We start from the raw sequence: 25,298 nt of genomic DNA on the forward strand, positions 1-25,298 counted from the left end.
AGTGAATGTCAGGTACTACCTTTTCTCATCCGTTCATCCAATCGGTCAACCCACTGATGTCCTTCAGGAAACTGAACAAGAAGGGCATTTTTCAGCCATTTGCAGCTCTCAACGTCCATCAAAGAACAAACGCGTTCAAAATCAATGAGGTCTTTTTCCCGAATCACAGAACTTCCGCCTTTATACAGCAGTTGTATATCAGGTTTTAAATAAGGAACCCCGTCCGCAGATTCAAGCCCGATATCCTGTAAGCTTCTCCTGATTTGCCTATGTCGCTTATAGATCCATTGATGATCTTCAGTATCAAGAATCATTACCTGAAAGGACCAAAAAAGCTCACCGCTTTTCTTTACCCATATGTTATCGAATTTTTCAGGAAGAGATTCTCCATGTTTCCATGGGATTAATTCTCCTTTGTGAGCTTTGAATAATTCCCAATCACGTCTCAGATAATCATGTAATGTCAGGTGATCATCGCGCAAAATCACAACGTCAATATCGCTATGCTCGCGTGTCTGACATCCTAGATACAAGTCCAGTGCCCATCCTCCTGCGATCCACCACTGGATGTGCGCACCTTGAAATAGGATTTGAATCTCATTGACTGAAGACGATTTCCAATGATCTGTTTGCATAGTCATGTCTTCTCCTATTCCCCGCGCTCCTCAACCGGGGAATATTCCTTCTCCCAGCTGGTTGGCCCTTCATTTGCTTCGATAAATGTTCTCCAGTATTCGCCGGTTTCATGATCGAAAATAATAAGGTTATTTTCATTCGGTGAAATCAGTTCATATCTGGATTCGCCGTCACTTTTAACCGGAACTGCATCTCCATTTGTCTCTTGGGAAACAATCCAGGCGGCAGCTACAATACATACGCCCAAAAACATGATTGAAAATGCCAGCAGATATTTTTCCATTATGTATCATCTCCTTCGAAACATATCCTAACATTAATAAATACGATCAGACACTTCATAATGAGAATTTTTAGAAAAAATCCACAGTTTAGTAGAATCGGTATTTCGGTTCAGTTAAACTGAGAAGTATAAGCATAGTTGGAAATTTAAAGGAATGTTCGTGTCATGCCTCGGGAAAACAAAATTGCCTCATTACTGAAGATGATTGGCTAGATTGTTTTTGGATTAACCGTGCTGGTTGCTTTTATTCAGTTTCCAATAGAGAAAAGCCTACTGTTGAGTTAGGAGGGTTTCGGTCAGCAGTGCGGAAGAGGTACTAGCAGGCATAACTACAGGAGGAGTCATGATTTTATATAACCTAATATTGTTAATTATCACGGCAACAGCAGGTCAATTAATAGCGCATTATGTTTTGAACAAGCTGTTCAAAAGTGAAGATGTTAAAGACCTGATTGCATATGCCATATCCTCTATCGCAGCTTTTTTACTCAGCCTAATTCCCGGCATAGGAGCTGTTATGTTTCTGGAAATCATTTCGCTCGCTTTTCTTGCAGTTCTGATCACCGAGTATATAAAACAAAAAGTTAGTAAGAGAAAAACGATCGCATAGCAATGATTTTTCAGTGGAGGTGACTGAAATGGAAGCGGCAATCATTAACTTCGTGCTGATGGTGTCTTTTTTGATCATAGGTATTGTATTTTCCAGAGGCAAAGGTGCTTCATTGATTGCAGGTTATAATACCCTGCCTGAAGATGAGAAAGAAAAGTACGATGAAGTTGCCCTGTGCAAGTTTATGGGCAAGGTCATGTACGGAGTAAGCTTTAGTCTTTTGCTGTTTGGGTTGAGTGAGATATTAGATATCCCGTTTTTGTTTGGGGTGGGAATCGTACTCCTATTTGTTTTAATCATCTTCGCAGTCGTTTACAGCAACACAGGAGATCGTTTTAAAAAAGGATTGTAACTCTTTTAAGCAGGGTTGAATTACGTTCTGGAAAGGGTGGCTGATATGTTTGAAATGCTGGTTGGTTATATCGTAGCACTATTTCTTTTTCAGCCATTGAATGTATTCATTCATGAAGCTGGTCATGCCGCTTTTGCCAGGGCGTTTGGTGGAAAGGTTGAAAAGATTGAGATAGGGATTGGTGATCCGCTTTTTGCGGTGGGCAAATACATACAGGTAAATAAAGTGTTTTTTATGATGGGCATGCTGCGCTATGACAATAATCTGGATCAGGATCGCCATAAAATCAGGTTATCTTTCGTTGCGCTTGGTGGCGTTTTGTTTAACTTACTCTCCATTGCGATTGTGATCATTTTTAAGGTTTACACTAATCATCACCACTTTCTGGACGGGTACTTTTTCGGTTTTACAGCTGTGCTGATTATTTCAGCATTAATCCCGGTTACATATTCTACGGGCTATGACAGTGATGGAAAGTGGCTGGCGGAGATATGGAAGAGGGAAAATACTGATGATTGAAAAAGACGATCTGAAGATAAGACGGATGGAATTCAGTGATTTCGCACTTATGATGAAATGGCTGAACGATCCGCAGGTGCTGAAGTTTTACGAGGAGCCTCCTTCTGACCTTGAAAGAATCCGTCAAAAATACGAACCGAGAATAGAAGGATCACATTACGTGACGCCCTGTATCGCAATGTACAAGAATCAGCCGATTGGCTACATTCAATATTATCCGATTCAGGAAGCTGACTTGAATACATACGGCCTGGATCAAAATGTGTATGGCATTGATCAATTTATCGGCGATCCAGGGTTATGGGGAAAAGGAATCGGGACAGCACTTATACAGTTAATGCTTAATCACCTTGGAAATGAGAGTGTATCAAAAGTTATTTTAGAAGTGAAAAACAATAATATCAGGGCGATTAAAAGCTATGGGAAATGCGGTTTTCAGAAGGCGATGGACATAAATAGCGAGATGAGTCTGATGGAATATATCATCATGTGAATCCTGATAATCAAGGGGGGGCTGCAAATTGGATATCCAGACTGTTGCGAATTTGTTTTATGTATTCCTTTTATTGATTGGCTTGATCAGTTTCACAACCGGTTATCTTACGATGAAAAAAACGAGGCTCAGCTCTGCAGGATTTTATGCGATGACCTTACTCAGCTTTGCTCTGATGATTCTTCACTTCATGTGGTACACCCGCGCTGTGCAGGTAACTTACACGCCTACTATCCCATGGCTGTTCAATATGGCAGCTGCAGTTGTTTTGTATATTGTATTTCTGGTGGTTGGTGCAGCAGTGCTGCGTTCTATCAGCAGGAAAAGAGATTATCGTTCAACCACTTCATAGATATTGCGATCAGCTTTTGATTTGGATCTCAGGATGATGTCTCATCAGTTCCCTGATAAACACATTCTTGTTTTCAGGTGAGATGGCAATGGTTTTAAAACCGGAGTAGTTGATTTCAATTTTATCCATTGATAAAGCGGGATCTGTAAATGGATTTTTCGTTTCTCTGATGCTTTTAATCTGCTGTATGTTAATCAGCTTTTTAAACGGTCCATAATTTATTTTAAGTACATTTTCATTAACCGTATAACCCGTTTCAAACCAGATCCATAAGCACAAAAAGCCAATTGGTGATAAGGCTGCAATCTTGATCCATTGTTGATCTAAAAAGCCGGGTGTCATCCACACACCAAACTTCGGGAAGAAGATCGGAAATGAGATGAACGCGATTGCGAAGGCCCAGAGCAGAACGGTCATCCAGGGGTCTCTTTTGGATTTGAAGTACATATGATCACACTCCTTCGTCAATTTACGTTTTACATCCAGGTCACGTTTCATCTTTAAAAATAATTTATCATATCCAGAGGAGTTGATCCGTTTGTTTATTAGAGAAATAGAACCAAAAGACGCAGAAAATCTCAGGCTGCTGATCCAGCAGGTGGAAAGCCAGGCTGACTTCATGATGATGGAGGCGGGAGAACGAAAAACGACCACTGAACAGCAGTTAAAACAGATTGAGAGCCTTAAAAAACAGGAGAACTCTACTGTGCTGGTTGCGGAAGAACAGGGTCAGCTGATTGGATACATGTTTGCCATAGGTGGAAGTGCGATGAGGAATAGACACGCTGCATATCTTGTCATCGGCATCCTGCCCGGGTATCGCGGGAAAGGTATTGGCACTCAATTATTTCAGCAGATGGAGCAGTGGGCTGGAGCGCATGGCGTTTCAAGACTTGAATTAACGGTTGTGACAGAAAATAAAGCAGGACTGGCGCTTTATCAAAAACAGGGCTTTGACATTGAAGGGACGAAAAGACAGTCGCTGAAGATTAACGGAAGCATGTTTGACGAGTATTATATGTCAAAGCTTTTAAACTAATGGAGGTTTTCATATGATCCAATATCCATCACTACATAAACCAGCAACCATCGGTGTCACAGCACTATCATCCGGCGTGCCGGAAGCGCTGCACCCTCTTTTAAAAGGAGCCGAAAAGAGTCTGCAGAAGAGAGGCTATCAGCTGATATTCGGTGAAAGTGCATGGACACAGCACAAGGCAAAGTCAGCACCTGCAGACGTCCGTGCAAAAGATTTCCACAGCATCATTCAGAATGGCAAAGTAGATTTCCTCATCCCGCCGTGGGGTGGCGAGCTGCTGGTTGAGACGCTTGAGCATCTGGACTTTAACCGTATTCCTTCTAAATGGATACTGGGTTATTCAGATACAAGTGTCCTGCTGCTCGCGATCACCCTGACGAAAGGCATTGCGACTGCGCACGGCACTAACCTCGTTGACCTGAGAGGAGAATCGATGGATGAGACGACTGCTATGTGGGAGAAGATTCTTCTCACAAAAGCAGGCGAATCTGTTACGCAGCATTCCTCAGCGCTCTATCAGAAAAAATGGGACTTTGAAAATCCAACGCCGCATATTTTCGATCTGACAGAAGAGACAGAATGGAAAACTGTATCCGGAAACCCTGAGACAATGAAGGGTCGTCTGCTTGGCGGCTGTATAGATGTAGTCAGACACCTAATCGGAACACCTTATGGAGACGTGGAAGCCTTTCGCAACACATATATTCAGGATGAGCCGGTTCTCTGGTTCTTTGAAAACTGCGAACTGTCCACAACTGACTTAAGGCGGTCACTCATGCAAATGAAACTTGCCGGGTGGTTTGAGCATTGCTCAGGTATGATGTTCGGCAGAAGTGCTGCAAATCATGAAGTCGATGGGTATACCGCTGAAGATGTGTACAAAGACTTATCAGAAGAACTGCAGATTCCAGTCATTTACGATATTGACTGCGGTCATATGCCGCCGCAGGTCACGTTGATAAACGGAGCGTATGCTGAGGTGGAAGTGAAAAGCGGCAAAGGAACAGTTGTACAACACTTCAGGTGAAGAGGGGACCGGCATGACAACAACGTATGTGAAATGGGGAGAAGCAAAGGTCAGGCTCAGCTGGACAGAAAGCAGTGTAATGCCTGATGAAAGGCGTATCACCAGTGTACATGGATTCTGTTTTCATGAAGGCCGTATGCTGATGACAGATCTTAACCATAGAGGCTGGGATCTCCCGGGCGGCCATGTGGATGAAGGTGAGACGCCACTCGAAGCTTTTAAAAGAGAAGTGATGGAGGAAGGTTATGTGGAGGGTGACTGCCGCATGATCGGCTATATCACAGTTGACCATCGAGAAAATGAACACTGGGATCCGTCAGGGCGCTATCCGCAGGTTGGCTATCAGGTATTTTTCAGGATGGATATTACGAAGCTTCATCCATTTTCAGCTGAGTTTGAAGCCACAGACCGGAAGTTTGTCGGGATAAAAGAGCTTGCTGAGGATTTTAATGGCTGGAATGAAGTATATGAAGAAGCATGGCGAAGTGCTGAGAAGATCATAGAAAAAGATAAGAGAATAAAGGTGGTAGCGTTCATTTTGCGTGAATCAGTTGATGATACCTATGAGCTTCTGGTTCATTCATTCCCCGGATCAGACTTGCGTGTTCCGGGAGGCGGAGTAGAGCGGGGAGAGTGGCTTCAGGCTGCTTTATTCAGAGAAATTCATGAAGAATCAGGGTTGTCAGATTTACAGCTTATAAGAAAGTTAGGCGACACTACATACTACAAGCCTTTTATTCAAAAGATGGTTGAGAGGCATGATTACTTACTGTTGGCGCAAGCTGATACGCAGGATGTCTGGATCCATAAGGTTTCAGGAGCGGATAAAGATGCCGGGGCGGTATTTGAATACAGGTGGATTAAAGTGGATGAGCTGATCAGTGTTGATCATGAACTGAGGACTTTTTTGACTGCTGAATATCTACCTGAGTTATTTTGATTGTTCTCCTGGGATCAGACGGGTGCTACTTGAGGTGAGAATAAAGTGGATAACATAAATTATAAATTTTGGACGGTGTGTATGGTGCAGAATGGAGATTCTGTATTATTGCTTGATAGACAGCACGACCAGTTTAAAGGTTTTATTCCGCCTGGCGGAAAGGTTGAATTTCCTGAGAGTTTTACAGCGGCTGCGATCAGAGAAGTGAAGGAAGAAACAGGATTAGAAGTGAGCGACCTTGTTTATAAGGGGCTTTATGAATATGTGAATCCTGAGAGAAATGACCGGTATATGATTTTTAACTATCTATCTAAAAGCTTTACAGGTGAATTGCTGGAGCATTCGCCTGAAGGTAAACCTGTATGGGTGACGATTGAAGAGGCTTATAAACTTCCTATGATGGATTCCATCAGAAGAAGATTTCCTTTGTTTTTTGAAGAGGGTACTTTTGAGGTTCAGGTGGAATGGGATAACGAAAGGGATCAGGAAGGGAAGATGACGGTCAGGAGAACGTGAAGATTGTGGAGTATTTGTAAGAATAGTTATAACACAGGGGGATTTACGATGTTTTCAACTGACAGAATGACTTTACGCAAAGTGACTGAAGAAGATACAGAGATTTATCACAGCTGGCGGAACAACCCTGAGGTGATGAAAAACACCAGTCCGTCAATGGATCAGTACACAAAAGCGGATACGGCGGCTTTTATACAGATGATTTCAGGAGCAAGTGATGCAAAGAGCTATATGATTGAGTTGAAAGAAACATCTCAGCCAATCGGCATTATTTCACTGATTCATATTGATTACAAAAACAGACATGCTGAGTGTGTGATTGATCTTGGAGAGCAGAAGCAGTGGGGGAAGGGTTTTGGACGTGAGGCTATGCAATTACTGTTGGCGTATGCTTTTGAGGAACTGAACCTGCACAAGGTTTATCTGCGCGTATTTTCATTTAACGAACGTGCTGTCCGTTTGTATAAAAAGCTTGGCTTCGAAATAGAAGGAGAGCAGCGTGATCAGCTGTTTCGTGACGGGGATTGGCACAGTGTGATATTGATGGGTATTTTCCAGGAGACATTTCTCAGAGAATCGTGATCATCATTGGAGGGAAGTTATGAAATTCTATATTGCATCAAGCTTAATTAATAAAGAAAATGTGCGTTATATTAGTAATCGTCTGATTAAGCAGGGCCATACACTAACTTATGACTGGACGGTAAATGAGAGAGCTTCAACTATTGAAGAACTGCAATTAATTGGTCAAAAAGAAAAAGATGCAGTCATTGAAGCGGACTTCCTTGTGGTTCTTCTTCCGGGCGGGAAAGGAAGTCATATTGAGATGGGCATGGCACTCAGTCACAGCAAGGGGGTTTTTCTTTATTCACCAGATGAAAGTATAAACAACCCTGACACCACAAGTACGTTTTATCATTTACCTGAAGTTAAAAAATGTTTTGGTACATTGGATGAATTGGTAGAGACAGTGGTTGCAAATATCTGAGTATCAGTGTGTTCGTCTATCAATCATACTAAACTATCTTCATGGGAGGTCCACCACTTGAACAGACTTCATCACATCAGAAGCGAAGAAAAGAAATATCACGATTATTGCTATGACCAGTACAAATTATTCGAGCAGGGATCTTGGCTTTATAAGCCTGTTCAAACAGTCATAGACCTGCTTCCCTTAATCGAAAAGGACCATCCTCGTGTATTAGATCTGGGCTGTGGTGTTGGCAGAAACAGTATTCCGATAGCACAGGCAGTCAAAGCATATAACGGAAAAGTCATATGTGTAGACCTCTTGAACTCAGCGATTGAAAAACTGGATCAGTATCGCAAAATGTACGATGTGGAAGAAGAAATTGAGCTGCATCAGGAGGATATCGGACAATATCAAATCATCAGAAATGAATATGATTTAATCCTCGCAGTTTCAGCACTTGAGCATACGGCTTCTGAGACGGAATTCGAACAGGCTTTAAGACAAATGGCTGCCGGCACAAAGCAAGGTGGCATCAACTGCCTGATTGTTAATTCATCTATGGAAGAAATCGATCTGACAACTGGAGACAACCTTGAAGTGCTGCTGGAAGTGAATCTATCTACAGCTGAAATGATGAGTAAGCTGGAGAGAATATATGATGGCTGGGAAGTGCTTCGACAAGTAGTTAAGCCGCTTGAATATGAGATTGTTCGCGGTGAAAGAAAGATTTTACTTAAGACGAGTGCGATTACGTATGTAGCCAGGAGAGAGTCAAATGATTAAAAAGATTGATATAACCGATCCGGCTCACGCTGAAAGAGTTCTTCAAATCCAATTGCTTTCTTATCAAATCGAAGCTGAAATCATTGGCAATGAGGATTTACCTCCTCTCAAAGAGTCTGCGGCTGATCTGCAGCATTCTGGCGAAATGTTTTATGGTTATTATGTTGGAGAGGACCTTGGAGGCGTCGTATCTTTTAAAATGGATCAGCAAGAAGTAGATATACATAGACTTATAGTAAGCCCGGCTTATTTCAGACAGGGTATTGCCCAAAACTTTTAGATAAAATTGAAGCCAATCCTGAAGCGAAGTCATTCAAAGTAGCTACTGCATCCAATAATGAACCTGCTATTGCTTTTTACATTAAAAATGGTTTTCAGCGTGTGAAAGAATCAACAATCAATGCGCAATTAACGATTTCTTTTTTTGAGAAAATTTTATAGAGGCTTCTTAACGTTACAAGACTATATGAATGATATTTAAAAGGGGAGAGCGGGCTGTGAATATAAACCTTGGATTAAACGAGTTCAAAGTGATTACTTACAATCAGACATCACCTGATAATAATTATGAGGCCTGGCTTCCTTATTATGAAAAATATCATCATGTATTTGATGTGCTTTTTGAAAAGCTATACATGAGCAGTTTAAGTGATTTGCGTCCTTATATTAATACGCTTTCTTTTAAAGATATGCTGAGACGCGCTGAATCCTCTCTGAATAAACATCAGGTTACACGAATTCAGAATATAGTAGATGATTGTATAAGGTATTTTGGCTATGATGAATCATTTGATGTCTTTATGCTTGTCGGACTGGATGGAATTGATGGTGCTGCCCCGATTTCAGATGAACCATTCTTATTTTTCGGGCTTGAGCGGATGAATGATTCTGACCTGAACATACTGATTCCTCATGAATTCAATCATCTTTGCCGCTTTCAGTACCTTAAGGATCTGGAAAATATGAATCAGTTAACTGTTAGACAGCTCATCATTGCTGAAGGACTTGCCACACTCACACCGTTGATTATGCATCAACAGCCACTATCAAGTGAGCATCTGGCAAAAGCGTTAATGGTTACAGCAAAAGAGTATGAAGATTTACAAGTCAGTAAAGAATTCATCAGAACTCAGATTACGAAAGACTTCGACCGCAAGTTGTCTCCTGAATTGTTCGCAACATATTTCATGGCAAATGAAGAGTCAGACCTTCCAGCAAAAGCGGGTTATTTTTACGGGACGATGATCATCAGTTCTTTATTGCAGAGTGGTTTTTCCTTGAAGGAGCTTACGTATAAAAAGACGGAAGAGATTTGGTTCCTTTATTTTCAGAGATACTAATATCAATTTTTTCATTAAAAGCTTTTTTAATTCTTCCACCTTCTCTGAACCTAACTGATAATAATCAGTCTCATCTTACATCACAGCACTCCCATCACGCATAAACCAGATAAACCGTACTGCTAAACAGTTAAATGTTAATCAAACCTACAAAAACGGCCCATCCCTCGTAAGGAAATGAGCCTGATCATTTAACTTTAAATAAATAACGTTCTTCTTTTCAAATATACATAAATGACCCACCCTGGTTCGCATGATTAAGAGGCGTGGTGGGTACTATTATCTTCATTATATCAGTAGTAAATATTACTGTTAACGAGTATCGAATAGTTAATATTCATTCCGGAAAATTATAAACCTTAGAAAGCTTTTATTAAAACAAAGAAGTCAGGCCGAAACCTGACTTCTTTGCTTTACCTCTTACTATGCTGCTTGTCCTTATTTACCCCACATCCGCGACCGGAATCAGTATCATCATACAGACCCAGTTCCTGAGCAAATTCCTCAGTCCTGTTTCTTTCAGGATCTACCTTCATTCCCTTTGGCGTCTGGGGAAGAGATCTTTTGTTTTTTGATGGCGTTTGATGATTCGAACGACTCAACAGAAAAACCTCCTTTATATCATAAGGTACCTTACTAATATGGACTGCCTTGCTGATTTTATTTATCATATTGCCATCCAGATTTTTCAGCCTGACGAATAAAAATGATTACTGACAGCCATCGTAATAAATACAAAACAGTGGAGGGATCAGAAATGGATCAGCAGACAGATGTTAGCTGGAAAGAAGATCAAGTCATCATACAGCTTCACAATTCAGTTGAAAATGCAGAAGAAGCAGTAAGACAGGCGCGAACAAACCCCGTAGAAGAAAGAATTAAGGAGGCATTGGAAAAGATTGAAAAAGCGGAACGCAGCTGTACGAATGCAATGCAAGCGAGAGGAGACAGTAAACCGGTGCAGGAGCTACAGGATAGATTGAATAAAAATAAAGATGCGCTGAATCAACTTCATTAATTATGAAAGAAGGGTCTGAATCGATGTCTACCGGCAAATTAACGATCACAAAAGAAGAAGAACAATGTATCAGGCTCTGGGCAGAGCAGGCTGAATCAGCACCTCATCCGCTTCCCGTTGAAGAGGCGATCGTTTCAGATATTAAAAAAAAGTCGCCTTATTGAACCTCAATAATGTAACCAGAACGAAAGCGTATTTTGAATTTTATTGTAAGCACCCCGAGGTTCATTGGGCTCTACTTGCGCATCTGGTATCGAGAAACGGCGGCTGGAATATGACCGATTTAAAGGGCAGTCTTCTTGAACATGTTTTTACAGCACAGTCCAGAATAGACTTTTTCAGTTTTTTAGAGAAAGCCAATGCCTTTATTTTTCATGACGCCTATCCGCAGCTGCTGTTATATGAAAAAAGCAAGGAAGAGAATAAGAACTATATGCACCTGCTTCCTCAATTTGGTGTATCTACTTTTATGGAGCCAGCCTGGCAAACATTTCTGCAACATCAACATTCAAAGCTTTTAACGATTGCCTTGATTATAAATGAACAGCATTATATCGAATCGCGTCTGATATCGAATGCTTATTACAGCACGCATGTGTATGAATCTTCACTCTTTAAATATCAGGAATTTTTTCATCTGAACCATGTGATTTTTCCTTATGAGGTGGATCAACGTGTGAAAGTAATCGGATTGAACGTCAGTCATTTTGCTCCACTCGAACAAAGAATAGAGCTTGGTAAGAAATTGTATGGCATGCTGTATGCCTCCCCTTACCAGTTGAAAAACATTTTGCGTTTTGTTAAGAGTAAAACTCATACAGGGTCGAGATCGGACTATTGGCCGCACGTATTTTCTTCAAGGCAGAGCAGGGGTATTTTTAGTCCTGAATGTCATGCTGCATGGGAAAATGAAGAACACATTTATAAAGATGAAGATTGGTATCGACGTGGTGATGCACTTCCGTACTTTGAAGCAGTCGAGCTACCTGAAAGGTTCGATATCACCAGCCGATATGTCTTAACACTAACAGTTGTCAGGGCAGGTGCATCTCTGCTTGCACTAAAAGATAAATGTAATGAACGCGGTCATACTAACAAGAGTGAAGGAGTGAGGATTATGGGACAGAACCATCAGTTTAAACCCGGTCAAAAAGCGCCGAATAATGGTTATTATGTAGAGATCGGAGAAACCGGAAGCCAGGTGAAAGACCCGGGTCAGATCAAGCTGAAAGCAGGGGAAGAGTTTCCTGAGACAAAAAATCATAATCGGGTCTGGATGCCGAAGCGTAAGCCTTGATGTCAAATATTCTTAAGCGTGAAAAACTCCCTGTCCGCATATGGACAGGGAGCTTGGATATTATTTAATCTCACTAACCTTCACAACTGCCTTACCAAGATTCTTCCCTTCGAACAAATCAAGAAAAGCATCGACTGTATGATCAAAGCCTTCTGTTACAGTCTCCTCGTACTTCAGCTTTCCTTCACTAAGCCAGCCTGCAAGTGCTTCTGCACCTTCCTTGAAGCGTGAGGAATAATTGCCGACTGTGAAGCCTTGCATGAGTGAGCTGGTCTTGATGAGATAACCCTGAACGCGCGGACCCATGTCCCTTTCAGCTTTGTTGTAGCCTGAGATTGCACCGCAGACAGGAATACGGGCAAAGTTGTTCAGAAGCGGCAGTACGGCATCGCCGATTTCGCCTCCTACGTTTTCGAAGTATACATCAATGCCATCAGGGCAGTTTTCCTTGAGTGCTTTATAAACATTTTCAGTCTTATAATTAATCGCTGCATCAAAGCCAAGCTCGTCCTTCAGGTAGCTGATTTTCTCATCAGATCCTGCGATTCCTACTACACGTGCACCTTTAATTTTAGCAATTTGCCCCACAACAGAACCAACTGCACCGGCAGCACCTGATACGACGACTGTTTCGCCTTCTTTAGGCTTACCGATATCAAGGAGTCCGAAGTACGCAGTCAGGCCTGTCATACCGAGTACGCTTAAGTAAGCGGAGGCAGGTGCCTGCTTGTGATCGACTTTGCGGATTTCATTTTCTTTTACAACAGAATATTCCTGCCAGCCAAGTGAACCGATGACAACGTCACCTTTTGAAAAGCGGTCTGACTTGGATTCTTCAACCTGCGCAATCACAGCACTTGAAAGCACTTCATCCAACTTAAACGGTTCAATATAGGATTTGCCCTCGTTCATTCTGCCGCGAAGATAAGGATCTACGGAAATGTAAACCGTGCGGACCAGTACTTGACCCTGTTCAGGTGAACCGATCGGCGCTTCTACAAACTTGAAATCATCATGTGTTGGTGTACCTTTTGGTCGGTTAATTAATTGAATGGTATTTTGCATGATCTAATCCCTCCAGTAAATGTCTTTTTTACAATACCCATATTGTAACGCGATTGAACATGTGGATATAATGATCTGCTTTGGCATTTCAATTCTGATCCGCCTGCTTTGCTTTCTGATCAGCCTCAATTGCACGGTCAAGCTTCTCCATTGTGAACAGCCAGAGAATTGATACGCTGATTAAATAGAGTGCAGTAATTGAGAGCGCATCAGTCATTGCCTCTCCGATAGGGGCTCCTTTGAAATACTGCATGGTTATGTATGCCGTGACGAAAAGAATCGGTCCGATGATATGATATGTCGCATAGATAACTTTCTTTGGATCCATATTTTCCCTCCTTAAGTGTCAATACGGTCTGAAATATAAGAAGTTTCGCATTTAGCTAAATTAATTACAACACCTCACATTAATTTCACATTCATCCGCTATAATTTTATTTTGGTGAGGGGGAATCAGGATGGCTGATCATCAAAAGAAATCCGCAAAGGCATACCAGACGATCTGGCGCTGGCATTTTTACGCCGGAATCATCATTGCACCTGTGCTGCTGGTGCTTGCTGTAACCGGAGCGATTTACTTATTTAAATGGAATATTGAAGATTTTTTGTATGAGGACTTATATGAGATTGAAGCGGAAGGACAGCAGACGTCACCTTCTGTACTCGTATCTAATGTTCAGGCTTTATATGGAGAAGACGTAGCAATCACACGCTACCGTCCTGGAGAATCTGCTGAGAGATCTGTGGAAATTGGCATCTCTGATAATGGCGTTTCCAAAACGGTATTTATGAACCCGTATAACGGATATTTAGTCGGAGAAATAAACGATGAAGAACGGGTTATGGATATCATTGAAAAAATACATGGTGAACTGATGGCAGGTACGATGGGTGACCGTATTGTTGAGCTCGTGGCAGGCTGGACAATCATTCTTGTTGTGACAGGTTATTACCTGTTCTGGCCAAGGGGAAAATTCACCCTGTGGGGGACGCTGCTGCCGCGTCTTAAAAAGAACAGGCGCATGCTGATTCGTGATATTCATGTTGTACCGGCTGTCTGGATCTCTGCAGGTCTAGTCTTCCTATTGATGACAGGTATGCTCTGGACAGGATTTTGGGGAGACGGAGTTCAGCGCATCACAACAAATGCAGGAGTCGGTTATCCACCATCAGTCTGGGTAGGTGACGCCCCTGTTTCTGAAATAGTGACTGAAGATGTAGCAGAAGTAGCCTGGGCCGCAGAGACATTGCCTGTACCGGAATCTGTCACTGGGGAAGCATACATACCCGTGACACTCGATGATGTTGTTGCACAGGCAGACCGGCTGGGCGTTCATTCAAGCTATCAGGTCTACTTCCCAAGCGGACCTGAGGGTGTATATACTTTATCTGCATTTCCTGACAGAGCTGAGGATGAAGCGACGATTCACCTGGATCAGTATACGGGCGCTGTGCTTGCCGATTATCGCTTTGATCAGTATGAACCGCTTGGTAAAGTAATGGCCATTGGGATTACCCTTCATAAGGGGCTTCAATATGGGATTTGGAACCAGATGGCGGGACTTGCGATTTGTATTGGATTATTGCTAATCGTGATTTCAGGTCTCTGGATGTGGTTAATGAGAAAACCATCAGACAGCATGGGCGCGCCAAAAGCATTAGCGATCCACAGAATCAAATGGACGCTTGTGATTCTGATTGGTTTTTCACTATTCTTCCCACTTGTGGGACTGTCAGTGATTGTTATTTTTCTACTGGACTACTTGCTGCTGAAAAGAGTCGCATGGATGCGCAAATTTTTTAATATACGACAGGAGGAACAGTGATGAAAAAAGTACTGACACTGATTTTATCGATGTTTCTCCTAAGCGGGTGTCTCCTTGATACACCTGATAATGTGGAAGATTATCATATAACAGAGCGGATCAGCGTGAATATTGATGCTGGAGATGCCGGCAGCGGAGAGAATGCTTTTCAGTTTTATGTACAGCGGGGGGATGAACCGTTGGACGATCTTGATGTAGCAGTTGAAGTGATTTATCGCGGAGAGAGTCTGACACAGGAGGCTGAATATGTGAGCCCCGGTTTGTATCAGGTTCCGCTGACCGGGCTCGAAGATGGTCTGTATGAAGTGAGAATGTCTGTAGAAGTTGATGGACAGCTTATCACACCTGCGAAATATATTGGAATCGGACAGCTGACTGCGGAAGAAGAAGCGCTGCTTGAGGGTAATGCTGCTCAATCTTCAGGAGGACATCATCATTAAAAAAGAAGCCGGAGAGCGGGTGCTCTCCGGCTTCATTATGTTGATCGTGTGATGTTTGGCAGGAAAAGGTGGTGGACGGAGATGAAAGCGGGACATACAGACAGCGTTGAATGTATTACCTCACCTGCCCATCAGCCATCAATTTTGGCTGTTCGAGTCATCTGAAAGCCTCTGTCTTAATTCTCCGCGATCCCCATATATGATCCGCTCAATCTTTCCTTCTTCAGTTAAAATGGCTTCACCCTTAAGGTCGTATTGCTCCGGTTCACTGTTACCACTTTCGTATTCAACTGTAAAAGTGAAACGATATATTTTTGGATTCTTTTCACTTCGGGTGATTTCGAGGTCAGAAGTGCTCATGTTATAGTCGTGTTCATAATGACTATAACCATATGCAGGTGTGATAGTTATAAAATCCTCATATCCATCCTCAGTAAAATAAGACGCATACGTATCCGCCATATAATCTTCCCATTTCTTATTTTCAGGACTCTGCAGGTAAGCATCATATTCTTCCTGATTCTGAGCCTCCTGCTGTAATTCCATGGCAGTATTGGATAATTCAATGTATGTCTCATCAGGGCCATTGAACTCTTCTTCAATCACTGCCTGAATGGCTTCCTTACTTTTATCAGTTTCTTCAGCTGCTCCTGTATCTGAACAGCCTGTGATTAATAAAACAGAGAGGACAAAAAACATCATACCGGCCAATTTGCTTAACATTGTTTTGTTTTCGTGATAAGTATTCATGGTTTGCCTCCTTTTTGATTTGTATGTACCCTATATACGAATGAACCAATGGAAAGGTTTCAATTTTCTAACAATTTATCTTTTTTCACCTTTTATACCAATTCAATTGAAGTTTGGATATGATGAATTCGATTGAATTACTGACCAGGGAACTGTCTGGTTAGCAGCATTATTCCTCATTTTCTTCAGTGAAAATTTCAAAAGTCTTTGCATCTTCCTGTTCTTCATCAGCTTCTTTGATTTCAAATGAGCATCCTGCTAAAAGTGCAGCGGCGATTGTCAGTAATAAGAATTTTTTCATCGTTGTCATCTCCTTTTGTTAGCATGGTATCTATACGGTGATTTTTTACATAAGTTTCAATTTTAAAGATTGAATTTTTTGAAAAGATTGTCTTTTGGATAGCTACTTGTCTTCTGTTTCGATAACATAGATGAGGGAAGCATCATTTTTAAAAAGTGAGGAGAATTTTAATGAAAGCACCGATCGCAAAGCGCGTACCGTTTACGCACAATATACATAATGATATACGGGAAGATGATTATTACTGGATGAAAGATAAGACGAACCCTGAAGTGGTTTCTTATCTGGAGGCTGAAAATGAGTATTTTAAAGAAGTGATGAAGCCGCTTGAGCAAAAGGCGAATGAGATTTTTGAGGGTATGGTTGCCCGTGTGCCTGAAGCTGAAGTAAAGGTACCGGTTCAAAATGGCCCGTATTTCTATTATTCACGGGAGCAAAAGGACAAGCAGTATGCGATTTATGCCCGTAAAAAAGCTGCGAGCCGTGAACTTCTGGATCAGGTGAAAGAGGAGGTTATTCTGGATTTGAATGAGCTGGCAGGAGATGACGATTATTTAAGCGTGACACTGCAGCGTTTGAATAAGGAACAGACAAAGCTCGCTTACCTTGAGAATCGTGATGGTTCAGACCGATATACGATTTATATTAAAGACTTGAGAACTGGAGAGTTACTTTCTGACAAAATAGAAAATGTCTATATTTACGGCAGCATGGAGTGGAGTCAGTGCGGAAAATATATTTTCTATGTCACGGTTGATGATATGCAGCGTCCTTACCGTTTGTGGCGTCATGAGGTTGGGAGCACTGAGTCAGATGAGCTGCTGTATGAAGAGCAGGAAGTGACGTTTGCGTTATTCATTTCAAAAACGAAAAGTGGAAAATATATTACAGTTCACTCGAGCTCAACGATGACTGAGGAGGTCCGCCTGATCAATGCTGAGCAGCCGCTTGAGCCAGTGAAACTGGTGGATGAGCGTCGCAGAGGCATCAAGTATGATGTTGATCACTGGGGAGATGACCTGCTGATTTTAACAAATGAAAATGCGTTGAATTTCAAGCTGCTGCGCTGTTCTGAAAAGAATCTTTCTGATCGTGAAGAAGTCACAGCTTACGATGAAAACCGTTACCTTCAGGCGGTATATCCGACGGAGAACAAACTCTTTGTTTTCGGTCGTGAGAAGGGGCTGACACAGATCTGGGTGCTCGAGGATAAAGAATTGAAGCAGCTTGGATGGGATGAGCCGCTTTATACGCTCTCTATTGTAGGCGGACAGAGCTATGATGCAGACGAACTCTTAGTTGAGTACGAATCACTTGTCACACAGGACACGACTTACAGCATTCACATCGAAACTGGTCAAAAGCAGGTAATTCATACAGCCTCTGTAAACGGCGAATATGATGCTGAGCAATACTGCCAGCACCAGCTCTGGGCGTCTGCGGGAGATGGAACCAAAGTGCCGCTCATGATGATTTATAAAAAAGGTGCGCTTGATAACGGTCCTGCACCACTGATCTTAACCGGCTATGGATCCTATGGCGCTGACAGCAATCCTTACTTCAGTGCTTACCGTCTGCCGCTCCTTGAAAAAGGCGTCATTTTTGTTACAGCACAGGTGCGTGGCGGTGGTGAAATGGGACGTCACTGGTATGAAGAAGGTAAGACACATCACAAACGGAATTCATTTACTGACTTCATCGATGCAGCCCGCTTTTTGATCGATGAAGGCTATACAACAGCCGACAAAATGGCTGCACGGGGTGGCAGTGCAGGCGGTCTGCTTGTAGGTGGCGTGTCAAATATGGCAGGAGACTTATTTAAAGTCATTGTACCCGAAGTACCGTTTGTCGACGTGCTGACAACGATGCTTGATGACACGATTCCGTTGACGACACTTGAGTGGGATGAGTGGGGCAATCCGCAGAACGAACAGGATTACAACTACATGAAATCCTACAGCCCATATGACAATGTGGAAGAAAAAGAATATCCGCATATGTACATTACAACAGGGCTAAACGATCCGCGTGTTGCCTACTGGGAGCCTGCAAAATGGACTGCACGACTGCGTACAATGAAAACAGACAACAACACACTCGTACTGAAAACCAATATGGGTGCGGGGCACTTCGGTGCATCTGGGAGATTTGATCATTTGAAAGAAGCTGCGGAGTGCTATGCGTTTATTTTGGATAAAATTTTGGTGGAGTAAAGGTGGGGACAGACTCAGAAGTTACTCAAAAAATCTGTGTCACGCTGATGGGGCCCAAAACCCAAACTCCTTTTCGCACACCACATGCTGCATATATACAATAAAAAAGCCTTAAATCATATAGTGAGCAGCCTCCACATCGTACATAAAGATGTGGAGGCTGCTCATTTTATCATTCATTTAAAAATTATCTGTAACATTTTCAATTCTATTGCTACTAATTGACAGAAGGTGGGGGTATGATGGAAAACTGGCTGACTGATGTCATGAGTGAATATGGATACATAGGTGTGCTGTTACTGATTGCACTTGAAAATATTTTCCCGCCGATTCCGTCAGAAATCATTCTGACGTTCGGCGGATTTATGACGGTTGAATCAACGATGACGATTCCAGGTGTCGTACTAGCTGCGACAGCAGGTTCAGTGATTGGAGCGGTTCTCCTGTACTGGATCGGCCTACAGCTTGATGTAGAAAGACTGGAGAAAATCACGGACAGATGGGGATATGTCCTGCGCATAACAAAAAAGGATATCCATCGGGCAGACGCCTGGTTCGACCGCTACGGACCATGGACGGTTTTCTTCTGCAGGTTCGTGCCCTTAATCCGCAGTCTGATTTCCATTCCGGCGGGGATGTCCAATATGAAATTCCCGCTATTCCTGGTACTGACAGCGATTGGGACACTGATCTGGAATATTGTTCTCGTGTCACTGGGCGCGTCACTCGGAAACTCCTGGGACGTTGTAGTGGAGTATATGGAGGTTTACTCCAGAATCATTTACGCAGTCCTTCTGGTAATTGTTATTTTTGTAGGGTTCAAGTTTGCTAAAAGGTTGAAAAAAGCTTAAAGAAAGGTGTCTATCAGAATGAAATTAGTGAAACAATACGTCCATTTAAGTTTATTGCTATTATTAATCGCAGGCTGCTCTGCCAACACAGCTGATGAAAACGAAACGGAGCAGTCGGGAAATGCTGCTGACACAGAAACGTTAGAGGAGTCAGCGCCACCGGGTGAGGTAGACCAGCAGAATGAAGAAATGAAAACGGAAGAATCTGATGGTAGTGTACAGGAAAGCGATGAAACTGAAGTAGAGGAAGGACTCTCTCAGTATTCTGCCGAGCAGATTGAATACGCACGCGTCTGGCTGCAGCTCGGGGCAAATCAGGAGATTGACGAATTAAACGTGCATCACATTCCTGCCGGGACACCACTTAATCCAAAAGATGAAACGAGTGGTGTGTATCCTGAAGATGTGATCCAATTAGCTGGTTCACGACTCGTCGATGGATCAGTTACATATAGCGGAAATGGAGATGGCACAGTTAATGTGTACAATGTTCCATTACGCTGGGATGGCGTGTATCCTGTGGAAGATAATGAGTTTTATACGAAGTTGATAGAAAATACAGTGCAAGTTTATATTGAGACAGGAGATCCTGAAGAAGTTGAAAAGCTGATCAAGTTGCTGGAGGAAAGGGTTTGAAGTAAAGCAAGTTAATAGTAGACCAATATAATTTAGTATTAGTAGCACAACCTTACTCAGATGATCAGAGAATGTTAGAATAGAGGGTGCAGCTATCTAAAGCGGATGGGCGGTTGGCACTCCCTGAGAAAGGGGGTGTTTATATGGTGACTTATGAGGCGATGAACATGCTGTTTCAATTCGGGATGTTTATTGCAGCAGCAACAACAGCTATTGTAGCTATGATTGCTCTTTACACCAATAAAAAAAAGTAACCACCCTCCGCTACCGACTAAGAAGCTGAGTGGTTACTCTTTGTAACACTTAAAGGCTCTTACTGGTCAACCGCACTTCATGCGGATGACAGCTGCATTGACCGGGTGTTGACCGCACCTGGTCTTTTTTATTATATCTACAGTTTACCATGAATATACCGAAAGTACACTTACTCGAGTACTTCTAATGTCAAAAATGATTTTTACTAATAACGTCTCGCCAGCACTACAAAAGATATAAAAACTGTACTGATCGTTAATGCTGCCAGCAGGCTGACTGTCTGCAGTCCATCGAGCATAAAGCCGTCGATTTGAAATAGAAAGATCAGAATTACCATATAGCCCAAAATAAAAAAGTAACTGAAAAACATGCCTTTTTCTTTAATTCTCTTAGAACGCTCATCATTTTCTTTAAATTGAGGATAAAGATACGCAAGACAGAAGCACATAATCGTCGTGCCAATAAAAACTGCTTCATGACCTGCAAAGAAATTCCCTGTAGAAATCGTTGCGAAATTGATCAGGATACTATAAGAAAGAAAAATCAGTCCAAAAATAACAAATGTTCTTCTTCCTGCTTTACTGCTCATTTGCATAAAAAACCCCTCCAACTATCATGTGTCCTGTTCATCTTCTAATAAAAATACTTCTTCCACATAGGTGTCAAAACATCGTGCAATCTGAATAGCAAGCGGAAGTGAAGGGTTGTAGCGACCTTTTTCAATCGAAATGATGGTCTGCCTTGAAACCCCAAGCATCGCTGCCATCCGTTCCTGGGAAATCCCGTTTTTCTGCCTTAGCTCTTTGATTCGATTTTTCATACGCTACCTTCCCCTCTGGTTATGATTATAATGTAAAGCACCCTTTACGTGAAGGGTGCTTTACATTATTGGTTGAATTTCTTTATGCTTTGCAGAAGAAAGTGATGTGACCTGTAAATTCAAAGATGTGACCAGAATCCTCACCCCTGACAGCCTCGTGACATTTTGAGATCCCATCATATAGTAAATAAATTGTAAAAACCCGAAGGACATACCAAAAAGGTTGTAGAATAATGAGAGAAGCAGACGAACTTAAGACACAAAGGAGTCAACCAATGAATATTCAAATCAGTGAAGTCAAAGAAGGCAGCCATACAGTTGTTCCTTCTTTTTCATTTGAAGCCGGCCTGACCGGACTCTATACAGACATTAAGCGAACGCAGGTCATCATGGACCAGATGAAAGATAAAAGTTATCTTCATTGTACAAATGAAGGACTGTCACCACGACTGACAGTGGAAGAAACATTTCGTTACCACCGTGACCTTTCCGGACATCAAGGGCCACTCCAGGAGATGATTGCATTATTCGGTCTGCAGCACGTAAAAAAGGCGAGGGTAAAGGATCTTTCAGAGAGTCACAGGAACTGTCTCTCTTTCCTCCGGCCATTTCTATATTCGAATGACGTTCTTTTAATAGAAGAACCTTTTGACAGACTGGATGAAGAAGGCAGACAGATCATGGTTCAACTGATTAACAGATTGGCAGATGAACAAAAAACCATTTTACTGCTGGGCTACAACCTTGAAGAGTTGCTTTTCGTAACAGAGGATATCTATCGAATCGATCAGACCGGATTCCACAAAATGGATTTCAATGAAGAGCCGGCTGCACCTGCCGAACAGGAACAGCCTGTCATCAGAATTGAAAAAGTTCAGACAAAGCATGAAGGAAAAACGATTTTATTTAACCCGCCTGAAATTGATTATGTAGAAAGCGTGGATGGGACTGCTCAGGTGAATGTTGCCGGCAAAGGCTATAACTGTACACTGACCCTGCAGGAGCTTGAGAAACAGTTGCGCCCATATGGCTTTTACCGCTGTCACCGGTCATATATTGTGAACCTGCAAAAGGTGCGGGAAATCATTACATGGACGAAAAACAGCTACAGTCTTAAGCTCAACGACAGAGAAAGCAGTGTCATTCCGCTATCCCGTGCGAAGCTTGCCGAGTTAAAAGAACTTCTTGGCGTTTCTTAGTATTTCCCGGGGAATATTGGGAGCAGTTCACGGATTTCCTGGTACAGTTCGCCGTTATTTTTCTACAATTGAACCGGATAGTAAAGCGTACTTTTGTTGATCTGACTACACTTAGGTTAGACATCAACAAGGGAGGCTGCCAACATGACAGCAGAAATCAATGTACAACATATTGGAAAATCATTTAAAGGCTTTACCGCATTAGATGACGTATCTTTTTCAGTTCAAAAAGGAGAGATCTTCGGATTCCTCGGTCCAAGTGGATCAGGTAAGACAACGCTCATTAAAATACTGACAGCACAGCTCGATCATAATAAGGGAAAGGCTTCAGTGTTCGGCATACCGGTACATGAAATGAAGCGTGCTGATCACAAATCACGCTTTGGACTATTAACGGACAACAGTGGACTTTATAAAAGACTTTCAGTAGAAGAAAACCTCAGTCTCTATAAAGATTTGTATAAGCTTCCTGATCATGCGATTGATGAAGCACTGGCATTTGTCAATCTGCGGGATGCACGAAAGAAGAAGGTTTCAAAGCTTTCTAAAGGAATGATCCAGCGTGTGACGCTTGCAAGGGCGCTGATGCATAAGCCGGAACTCTTGTTTCTTGATGAACCGACCTCTGCACTGGACCCTGGCAACACTCATCACATCTATAAAGGGTTACGTAAACTCAATGAGATGGGGACAACCATCTTCCTGACAACGCATGACATGGCAGAAGCAGAAACATTGTGCAACCGCGTAGCGTTTTTGCATGAAGGTAAGATCAAAGCGATTGGTACACCTTCAGAGCTGAGGCTGCGTCACAGTGACCAGTCCATGGTCGTTGAATTAACAAGTGGTGAACAGCACACGCTTCCACTCAATGAACTGACGACAGCAGGTAAGCTTGAAGAGTGGATGAGAAACCAGCTTATTCAGAGAATCTGGTCAAATGAACCGACGCTTGGCGATATCTTTATGGAGATCACAGGGAGGGATTTACGATGAACGTTTCAGTTAAAAGAATGAGAGCCATATTTATCAAAGATTATAAGGAGTTTTCGCGGAACTATGCCATATCTACAATGGTGCTGATGCCGCTGTTTCTTGCATTCTTCTATCAGAGTGCAGGTGCGTCTACATTAGATATCTATTTCCTGCCCATTAATATGACATTTGCCGCTGTTACAACATTTATTCAGGCCTGCCTGATTGCTGAAGAAAAGGAAAACAACACATTGCGCAGTCTGATGATGTCACCGGCATCTATGACGGATATTCTGATCGGTAAAAGTGCACTTGTTTTTTCGATTACACTTGCGGTGGTTGCGCTGACGATGATCATTCTCGGGTTCACGCCTGCAAATCTACTTATTTTAATATCAGCACTAATGATCTCAACTGTTTTTTATATCGGACTTGGAATTATCTGCGGCCTGTTTACCAAAACAGTGATGGAGGCATCAGTCGCGATTCTTCCGGTCATGGTTATATTCTCACTTGGGCCGCTTGGGAGGGGGCTTGCTGAGACATATCCTGTACTTGAGGTGCTGAAGTGGCTGCCAAGTGCTCAATTAATTATGCTTGAGGAGTATAGTGCAGCAGGTCAAACCTCAGATGTTGGTATTGCCCTGGCAGTGATCACAGTATGGACCATAATCACGCTTGCAGTAGCAAGTATACTATTCAAAAAACGGATGAAAGATGAGTAGTAAAACAGCGCAGAGGGAGCCTCATCAGCTCTCCTCTGCGCTTTTATTTTCCCAACTGACGGAATCGGTAATCGTAAAATCATTCACATAGCTCCGGTAATGAAAAGAAACTGAAGCGGCTGCACGCAGAGCGCCTTCAGACGATTGCCCTTCTGTTTGTATCAGATCAATTTTTCCCTCGATGTAACCATCATCTGAAGTATGTAATGACGGGTTCACCGCAATTGTCAATCCTTCTTTTACATTCCCTGTATAATCAATTTCCTGATATATGCCGTCCTGTTTTAGTGAATGACCATCCGGCTTCCAGCCTTCAATTCCTTCAATGACAAAGCCGTGGTCTTTAGCAAGTATCTGATCCTGATTCAGTTTGACGGTAAAATGCAGTACTGCAGCCTGCCTTCCATTTTCCCCTTGTAAGTTAGAAATGACTGCGACTTGTAAATCAGTCTCTTTTTCAGTTGGGGAAGCAGCATATGTATAGCTGTAACCGGCGACACCTGTTATCAGGATCGTCAGCAATATAATGATTTTCTTCATCATCTTCGCTCCTTATGTAAAAAGTTTTAAAACTTAGATTTCAACAGATTGATAAGGCGATCTATCAAATAAAATAGCCCAGCACAGCCTGTTGAAAGAGATAGAAAGAACACTATTTGCTCAGGTGTCCGGAAAAGTCCAACTAAAATCAGACCAAAAAGCGCACCTGCAGCTAGGTACATTAGAAGAGTTACAATTTCACCCGGTTTCCGGCGGTTCCTGTCTTTGAGCCATTGGATCAGCACAGCTGCGGGCAAGCCTGCTGTAATGAGTCCAACTACAGTAAAGGTGAAAAAGATCGCAGCCACATCATTGCCCGGGAACATAGAAAACGCGTTCAATATGAGTGTGAATAAGATAGCTGTAATAATAGCAGAGATCAGTTGTGATGGCAGTTGGCGAAGAATGTGAGGGGTTGATTCTTGTGACAAGTTAGTCACCTCCAATAGATACATAATATCCATATTGTAGCATTTTAAAAGGTGGTCATGAAACCGATCCCGGCTTTTCTATTCACAGAATAA

Annotated in this window: 38 protein-coding genes; 26 read left to right on the forward strand and 12 right to left on the reverse strand. The window is 42.4% G+C overall.

Going from position 1 to position 25,298, the window contains the following annotated elements:
• Nucleotides 1-8: 8 nt before the first annotated feature.
• Nucleotides 9-635, reverse strand: coding sequence for a nucleotidyltransferase domain-containing protein (locus JOD21_RS06415; RefSeq protein ID WP_239581457.1), 627 nt, complete (start codon nt 633-635; stop codon nt 9-11).
• Between the two features lie 14 nt (nt 636-649).
• On the reverse strand, nt 650-919 hold the full coding sequence (locus JOD21_RS06420; protein WP_204728820.1) for a hypothetical protein: 270 nt from the start codon (nt 917-919) through the stop codon (nt 650-652).
• Nucleotides 920-1,262: 343 nt separating this feature from the next.
• Here JOD21_RS06420 and JOD21_RS06425 point away from each other — a divergent pair, with 343 nt between their 5' ends.
• Genes JOD21_RS06425 through JOD21_RS06445 form a run of 5 tightly spaced genes read left to right on the forward strand, consistent with a single transcriptional unit; the run spans nt 1,263 to nt 3,245 of the window.
• On the forward strand, nt 1,263-1,529 hold the full coding sequence (locus JOD21_RS06425) for a hypothetical protein (RefSeq protein ID WP_204728821.1): 267 nt from the start codon (nt 1,263-1,265) through the stop codon (nt 1,527-1,529).
• A 28-nt stretch (nt 1,530-1,557) separates the two neighbouring features.
• A complete protein-coding gene (locus tag JOD21_RS06430; protein ID WP_204728822.1) occupies nt 1,558-1,881 on the forward strand; it encodes a DUF3784 domain-containing protein in 324 nt (107 codons plus the stop codon).
• Between the two features lie 45 nt (nt 1,882-1,926).
• Nucleotides 1,927-2,400, forward strand: coding sequence for a site-2 protease family protein (locus JOD21_RS06435; RefSeq protein ID WP_204728823.1), 474 nt, complete (start codon nt 1,927-1,929; stop codon nt 2,398-2,400).
• Entirely contained in the window at nt 2,393-2,893 is a 501-nt protein-coding gene (locus JOD21_RS06440; protein ID WP_204728824.1) for a GNAT family N-acetyltransferase, read from the forward strand. Before JOD21_RS06435 ends, JOD21_RS06440 begins: the two co-directional genes overlap by 8 nt.
• Before the next feature lie 28 nt (nt 2,894-2,921).
• Nucleotides 2,922-3,245, forward strand: coding sequence for a hypothetical protein (locus JOD21_RS06445; protein ID WP_204728825.1), 324 nt, complete (start codon nt 2,922-2,924; stop codon nt 3,243-3,245).
• Between the two features lie 9 nt (nt 3,246-3,254).
• Here JOD21_RS06445 and JOD21_RS06450 read toward each other — a convergent pair whose 3' ends face one another.
• Nucleotides 3,255-3,692, reverse strand: a complete 438-nt coding sequence (locus tag JOD21_RS06450) for a PH domain-containing protein (protein WP_204728826.1) — start codon at nt 3,690-3,692, stop codon at nt 3,255-3,257.
• A gap of 91 nt (nt 3,693-3,783) precedes the next feature.
• On the opposite strand from JOD21_RS06450, the gene JOD21_RS06455 reads away from it, so the two are divergent.
• From JOD21_RS06455 to JOD21_RS19555, 9 genes are all read left to right on the forward strand, one after another.
• A complete protein-coding gene (locus JOD21_RS06455; protein WP_204728827.1) occupies nt 3,784-4,284 on the forward strand; it encodes a GNAT family N-acetyltransferase in 501 nt (166 codons plus the stop codon).
• A 13-nt stretch (nt 4,285-4,297) separates the two neighbouring features.
• Entirely contained in the window at nt 4,298-5,311 is a 1,014-nt protein-coding gene (locus JOD21_RS06460; RefSeq protein WP_204728828.1) for a S66 family peptidase, read from the forward strand.
• Nucleotides 5,312-5,324: 13 nt separating this feature from the next.
• Complete coding sequence (locus JOD21_RS19550; RefSeq protein ID WP_204728829.1) at nt 5,325-6,251, forward strand: NUDIX domain-containing protein; 927 nt, start codon at nt 5,325-5,327, stop codon at nt 6,249-6,251.
• An 81-nt stretch (nt 6,252-6,332) separates the two neighbouring features.
• Nucleotides 6,333-6,767: an 8-oxo-dGTP diphosphatase gene (locus tag JOD21_RS06470; RefSeq protein WP_204728830.1), complete on the forward strand. Its 435-nt coding sequence runs from the start codon at nt 6,333-6,335 to the stop codon at nt 6,765-6,767.
• Nucleotides 6,768-6,815: 48 nt separating this feature from the next.
• Entirely contained in the window at nt 6,816-7,349 is a 534-nt protein-coding gene (locus tag JOD21_RS06475) for a GNAT family N-acetyltransferase (protein WP_204728831.1), read from the forward strand.
• 19 nt (nt 7,350-7,368) lie between these two features.
• Nucleotides 7,369-7,755 carry a group-specific protein gene (locus JOD21_RS06480; RefSeq protein WP_204728832.1) on the forward strand — a complete coding sequence of 129 codons (387 nt, stop codon included), beginning with the start codon at nt 7,369-7,371 and terminating at the stop codon, nt 7,753-7,755.
• A 57-nt stretch (nt 7,756-7,812) separates the two neighbouring features.
• Nucleotides 7,813-8,523, forward strand: coding sequence for a class I SAM-dependent methyltransferase (locus JOD21_RS06485; protein ID WP_204728833.1), 711 nt, complete (start codon nt 7,813-7,815; stop codon nt 8,521-8,523).
• The gene (locus JOD21_RS19290; RefSeq protein ID WP_239581458.1) at nt 8,516-8,803 is read left to right on the forward strand and encodes a GNAT family N-acetyltransferase; all 288 of its coding nucleotides are present in this window, start codon (nt 8,516-8,518) and stop codon (nt 8,801-8,803) included. Before JOD21_RS06485 ends, JOD21_RS19290 begins: the two co-directional genes overlap by 8 nt.
• Before the next feature lie 217 nt (nt 8,804-9,020).
• Complete coding sequence (locus tag JOD21_RS19555) at nt 9,021-9,863, forward strand: DUF2268 domain-containing putative Zn-dependent protease (RefSeq protein ID WP_204728834.1); 843 nt, start codon at nt 9,021-9,023, stop codon at nt 9,861-9,863.
• A gap of 413 nt (nt 9,864-10,276) precedes the next feature.
• Here the strand turns inward: JOD21_RS19555 and JOD21_RS06500 are convergent, their stop codons facing one another.
• Complete coding sequence (locus JOD21_RS06500) at nt 10,277-10,465, reverse strand: YfhD family protein (RefSeq protein ID WP_204728835.1); 189 nt, start codon at nt 10,463-10,465, stop codon at nt 10,277-10,279.
• 155 nt (nt 10,466-10,620) lie between these two features.
• On the opposite strand from JOD21_RS06500, the gene JOD21_RS06505 reads away from it, so the two are divergent.
• The 3 genes from JOD21_RS06505 to JOD21_RS06515 are packed head-to-tail and all read left to right on the forward strand — an operon-like array spanning nt 10,621 to nt 12,178.
• Nucleotides 10,621-10,881: a hypothetical protein gene (locus tag JOD21_RS06505; protein WP_204728836.1), complete on the forward strand. Its 261-nt coding sequence runs from the start codon at nt 10,621-10,623 to the stop codon at nt 10,879-10,881.
• A 23-nt stretch (nt 10,882-10,904) separates the two neighbouring features.
• Entirely contained in the window at nt 10,905-11,045 is a 141-nt protein-coding gene (locus JOD21_RS06510) for a hypothetical protein (protein ID WP_204728837.1), read from the forward strand.
• Complete coding sequence (locus JOD21_RS06515; protein ID WP_204728838.1) at nt 11,042-12,178, forward strand: YjzC family protein; 1,137 nt, start codon at nt 11,042-11,044, stop codon at nt 12,176-12,178. Before JOD21_RS06510 ends, JOD21_RS06515 begins: the two co-directional genes overlap by 4 nt.
• Before the next feature lie 60 nt (nt 12,179-12,238).
• Here the strand turns inward: JOD21_RS06515 and JOD21_RS06520 are convergent, their stop codons facing one another.
• Nucleotides 12,239-13,243, reverse strand: a complete 1,005-nt coding sequence (locus JOD21_RS06520; protein ID WP_204728839.1) for an NADP-dependent oxidoreductase — start codon at nt 13,241-13,243, stop codon at nt 12,239-12,241.
• Between the two features lie 88 nt (nt 13,244-13,331).
• The gene (locus JOD21_RS06525; protein WP_204728840.1) at nt 13,332-13,571 is read right to left on the reverse strand and encodes a hypothetical protein; all 240 of its coding nucleotides are present in this window, start codon (nt 13,569-13,571) and stop codon (nt 13,332-13,334) included.
• Nucleotides 13,572-13,701: 130 nt separating this feature from the next.
• Here JOD21_RS06525 and JOD21_RS06530 point away from each other — a divergent pair, with 130 nt between their 5' ends.
• Both JOD21_RS06530 and JOD21_RS06535 read left to right on the forward strand, forming a co-directional pair.
• On the forward strand, nt 13,702-15,069 hold the full coding sequence (locus tag JOD21_RS06530; RefSeq protein ID WP_204728841.1) for a PepSY-associated TM helix domain-containing protein: 1,368 nt from the start codon (nt 13,702-13,704) through the stop codon (nt 15,067-15,069).
• Nucleotides 15,069-15,509, forward strand: coding sequence for a hypothetical protein (locus JOD21_RS06535; protein WP_204728842.1), 441 nt, complete (start codon nt 15,069-15,071; stop codon nt 15,507-15,509). Before JOD21_RS06530 ends, JOD21_RS06535 begins: the two co-directional genes overlap by 1 nt.
• 138 nt (nt 15,510-15,647) lie before the next feature.
• On the opposite strand, the gene JOD21_RS06540 is transcribed toward JOD21_RS06535, so the two are convergent.
• Nucleotides 15,648-16,259, reverse strand: coding sequence for a hypothetical protein (locus JOD21_RS06540; protein WP_204728843.1), 612 nt, complete (start codon nt 16,257-16,259; stop codon nt 15,648-15,650).
• Nucleotides 16,260-16,428: 169 nt separating this feature from the next.
• A complete protein-coding gene (locus tag JOD21_RS06545) occupies nt 16,429-16,560 on the reverse strand; it encodes a lipoprotein (protein ID WP_204728844.1) in 132 nt (43 codons plus the stop codon).
• 170 nt (nt 16,561-16,730) lie between these two features.
• Here JOD21_RS06545 and JOD21_RS06550 point away from each other — a divergent pair, with 170 nt between their 5' ends.
• From JOD21_RS06550 to JOD21_RS19300, 4 genes are all read left to right on the forward strand, one after another.
• A complete protein-coding gene (locus JOD21_RS06550; protein WP_204728845.1) occupies nt 16,731-18,773 on the forward strand; it encodes a S9 family peptidase in 2,043 nt (680 codons plus the stop codon).
• 242 nt (nt 18,774-19,015) lie between these two features.
• A complete protein-coding gene (locus JOD21_RS06555; RefSeq protein ID WP_204728846.1) occupies nt 19,016-19,624 on the forward strand; it encodes a DedA family protein in 609 nt (202 codons plus the stop codon).
• Between the two features lie 18 nt (nt 19,625-19,642).
• Nucleotides 19,643-20,260, forward strand: coding sequence for a hypothetical protein (locus tag JOD21_RS06560; RefSeq protein ID WP_204728847.1), 618 nt, complete (start codon nt 19,643-19,645; stop codon nt 20,258-20,260).
• Between the two features lie 143 nt (nt 20,261-20,403).
• Nucleotides 20,404-20,514: a putative holin-like toxin gene (locus JOD21_RS19300; RefSeq protein WP_239581459.1), complete on the forward strand. Its 111-nt coding sequence runs from the start codon at nt 20,404-20,406 to the stop codon at nt 20,512-20,514.
• Between the two features lie 206 nt (nt 20,515-20,720).
• Here JOD21_RS19300 and JOD21_RS06565 read toward each other — a convergent pair whose 3' ends face one another.
• A complete protein-coding gene (locus JOD21_RS06565) occupies nt 20,721-21,110 on the reverse strand; it encodes a hypothetical protein (RefSeq protein ID WP_204728848.1) in 390 nt (129 codons plus the stop codon).
• An 18-nt stretch (nt 21,111-21,128) separates the two neighbouring features.
• Nucleotides 21,129-21,335 (reverse strand): helix-turn-helix transcriptional regulator, encoded by a 207-nt coding sequence (locus JOD21_RS06570; protein ID WP_204728849.1) that lies wholly within the window; start codon nt 21,333-21,335, stop codon nt 21,129-21,131.
• Nucleotides 21,336-21,610: 275 nt separating this feature from the next.
• Here JOD21_RS06570 and JOD21_RS06575 point away from each other — a divergent pair, with 275 nt between their 5' ends.
• The 3 genes from JOD21_RS06575 to JOD21_RS06585 all read left to right on the forward strand — a co-directional run bounded on the left by JOD21_RS06575 (nt 21,611) and on the right by JOD21_RS06585 (nt 24,234).
• The gene (locus tag JOD21_RS06575; RefSeq protein ID WP_204728850.1) at nt 21,611-22,534 is read left to right on the forward strand and encodes a LytTR family transcriptional regulator DNA-binding domain-containing protein; all 924 of its coding nucleotides are present in this window, start codon (nt 21,611-21,613) and stop codon (nt 22,532-22,534) included.
• Nucleotides 22,535-22,678: 144 nt separating this feature from the next.
• Entirely contained in the window at nt 22,679-23,530 is an 852-nt protein-coding gene (locus JOD21_RS06580; protein WP_204728851.1) for an ABC transporter ATP-binding protein, read from the forward strand.
• The gene (locus tag JOD21_RS06585; protein ID WP_204728852.1) at nt 23,527-24,234 is read left to right on the forward strand and encodes an ABC transporter permease; all 708 of its coding nucleotides are present in this window, start codon (nt 23,527-23,529) and stop codon (nt 24,232-24,234) included. The genes JOD21_RS06580 and JOD21_RS06585 overlap by 4 nt, the downstream gene beginning before the upstream one ends.
• Nucleotides 24,235-24,258: 24 nt before the next feature.
• On the opposite strand, the gene JOD21_RS06590 is transcribed toward JOD21_RS06585, so the two are convergent.
• A complete protein-coding gene (locus JOD21_RS06590) occupies nt 24,259-24,774 on the reverse strand; it encodes a hypothetical protein (protein ID WP_204728853.1) in 516 nt (171 codons plus the stop codon).
• A gap of 26 nt (nt 24,775-24,800) precedes the next feature.
• Nucleotides 24,801-25,205: a hypothetical protein gene (locus JOD21_RS06595; RefSeq protein ID WP_204728854.1), complete on the reverse strand. Its 405-nt coding sequence runs from the start codon at nt 25,203-25,205 to the stop codon at nt 24,801-24,803.
• Between the last annotated feature and the right edge of the window lie 93 nt (nt 25,206-25,298).

The sequence above is a fragment of the Jeotgalibacillus terrae genome (assembly GCF_016908195.1).
Classification (GTDB): domain Bacteria; phylum Bacillota; class Bacilli; order Bacillales; family Jeotgalibacillaceae; genus Jeotgalibacillus; species Jeotgalibacillus terrae.